Source organism: Desulfovibrio sp. (assembly GCF_047607245.1).
Taxonomy (GTDB): domain Bacteria; phylum Desulfobacterota; class Desulfovibrionia; order Desulfovibrionales; family Desulfovibrionaceae; genus Desulfovibrio.
Window position 1 is genome coordinate 1 of the sequence record NZ_JASGDK010000175.1, and the last position, 2717, is coordinate 2717.

The 2717-nt window shown below is 57.5% G+C and carries 2 protein-coding genes; one reads left to right on the forward strand and one right to left on the reverse strand.

The window, feature by feature from the left end:
• Positions 1–272, reverse strand: a 272-nt coding sequence (locus QM579_RS12975) for a hypothetical protein (RefSeq protein ID WP_414999553.1), incomplete at its 3' end; no start/stop codon positions are given.
• Between QM579_RS12975 and QM579_RS12980 the strand changes: the two genes are divergently transcribed.
• Positions 273–2717: type I secretion system permease/ATPase (locus QM579_RS12980; protein WP_414999554.1), on the forward strand; the 2445-nt coding region annotated here is incomplete at its 3' end. It lies immediately after the preceding gene.

Genomic DNA, 2717 nt, shown 5'->3' on the forward strand with positions numbered 1-2717 from the left:
CTTCCGTCCGCGCCAATACTGCGGACTCTGGCGAAGGTCAGAACGTCAGCCGGGCAACGGTATTGCAGCCTCCAGTGCAGCAACCTGCTTCGCAACAAAAGCAGGAAGCGGGTCTCACAGGAGAGGGAACGACCTTGCACGGAGCCATGCCGCTTAAGCCGGGGGGCAGAATTGTGCTCGGCAACGGTGGACAACACCCTGCCAATGCTGGTGCTGTCAGAGATGCAGGCGAGGCGGCTGTACAACATGCTGCCGGAACCGGGCAACCACATGTGCCCACTCCCCATACGCCCCCGCAAGCGTCTCTGCAGATGCCCCCGCAAGTTCCCTTGCAAGCGCCTTTGCCGCCGCAAGCGCCGCAGTCAGCTTTTTCACCCCAGCAAGGGCATCCTCAGGGGATGCCGCCTGCCTCGACGGCAGCAAATGATGTAAACGCCCCGGTGTTTACAGATGGGGCTGGTTCAGCCAATGAAGGCAGCGATTCTTCTACCCCTGCCCCCGAAAACAGACCTGCGGGGGCTGCAGCTGGCGTTTCCAGCCAGGTGGGTGAAGCTGCTATGGATGCCATAGCTCACGCTGCACGGCACGAGGCCGCCATAAGCGGAGCTCAGGCTGAAAAAGAACGCAACATGGGCCCATTGCGCCCTTCAGACGTGGATTTTATGCCGGGTCTGCTGCGCAGTCTCGCCGTGCTGCTGCGTCTGCGCGGCAAGGTAGTAAGCCCGCAGTTTCTCATGGCCGGACTGACGGGCAGCAAGGTGACGCCGCAGGCCTGCCTGAGGGCGGCGCGCAAGGCTGGTCTTTCAGGGCGCATTGTTTTTCGCCCCGAGCTTGAGGAAATTCCTGCTCTGGTTTTGCCCTGCATACTTCTTTTGACGCGCGACCGCTCCTGCGTGGTGACATCCATCCGTGGCGGCAAAGCTGAAGTCATTTTTCCAGAAACCAGTGAAACCGCGCAAACAGTCCTGCTTGACGATCTCAAGCAGGACTACTCGGGCTATACCCTTTTTGCAGCCGTGGAGGCCGCGCCAGACGACCGGGCAGAAAGACTGAGCATCGCTCACGGCAAGCGCTGGTTCTGGGACGTGCTGCGGTATTATGCCCCCATTTACCGCCATGTTGCTCTGGCCAGTGTGGTTATCAACCTGATCGCCGTGGGCAGCCCGCTTTTTGTCATGAACGTCTACGACCGCGTAGTGCCCAACAATGCCATTGAAACGCTGTGGGTTCTGGCCATAGGCATTCTTATTATCTACATGTTCAACTTTCTGCTTTCGTCGCTGCGCACGCACTTTGTGGACGTGGCCGGACGTAATGCGGATATTGTGCTTTCAAGCTCGCTGGTAGAAAAAGTCCTTTCAATGCGCATGGATGCCAAGCCGGAATCTACAGGGGCGCTGGTAAACAATCTGCGCGAATTTGAGCAACTGCGTGAGTTTTTCAGCTCATCAAGTTTGCTGGCCTGCATCGACCTGCCCTTCCTGGTCATTTTTCTGCTGCTTATCGGCTTTATCGGCGGCCCGGTGGTCTTTTTGCCACTGGCGGCCATGCCGCTCATGCTGGGCTTGGGCTTTTTGCTTCAGCACCGTTCGCGGCGCAGCGCCGAGGCCAGCTACAAGCAAAACATGCAGAAAAACGCCCTGTTGGTGGAAATTGTGGGCGGCCTTGAAACTCTCAAGTCCTGCATGGCTGAAAGCCGCATGCAGAAGCTCTGGGAATCTGTTGTGGGGCTTTCTGCCCAATCCAACAGTGAAGCCCGCAAGTATAACAACCTGGCGGTCACAGCGTCCATGCTCATCACCCAATTGGTGACCGTGGCCATGATCGTGTGGGGCGTGTATCGTATATCAGAAGGGCTCATGACTATGGGCGCGCTTATCGGCTGCAATATTCTGGTGGGCCGCACAATGGCCCCTCTGTTGCAGATGGCCTCCTTGCTCACGCGCTTGCAGAACTCGCACGTGACGCTCAAGGCTCTGGATATGCTTATGATGCTGCCTTCTGAAAATCAGGTGGAAAAAACCTGCATGGATTTTGGCATGCTTCGGCCTTCCTTCACGCTGGAAAGCGTTTCCTTTGCGTATCCGCATCAGGAAAGGCTGGCCCTTGATCGCGTGTCGTTACGCATTGAACCTGGCGAGCGCGTAGGCATCATCGGCCCGATGGGATCAGGAAAAAGCACGCTGTCCAAGTTGCTTATCGGCCTTTATCAGCCCAAGGAAGGTGCGGTGAAATTTGGCGATGTGGACATCCGCCAGATTCCCAGTACCGATCTGCGGGGCAGGGTGGGGGTTTTGCCGCAGGATGTGGTGCTGTTCTATGGCAGTATTCGTGACAACATCGCCCTGGGTGATCCTACCATCAACGATCATCTGATTTTGCGGGCAGCAGCGCTGGCTGGCGTGACAGACTTTTTGCGAAACAATCCTGCGGGGTTCGCTGCTCAGGTGGGCGAACAGGGCAAGGCCCTTTCCGGTGGACAGCGGCAAGCTGTTGCGCTGGCGCGAGCGCTGGTGCGCGACCCTGAGGTTCTGCTTCTGGACGAGCCCACAAGCAATATGGACACTGACTCGGAACTGATGCTGCAAAAGCGGCTGTTCTCGGTCATGCAGGGGCGCACTGTGGTGCTTGTAACGCACCGTCTGTCTATGCTTCGTATTGTTGAGCGTCTGATTGTTATGGAAAACGGCCAGATCAAGATGGACGGCCCGCGTGAC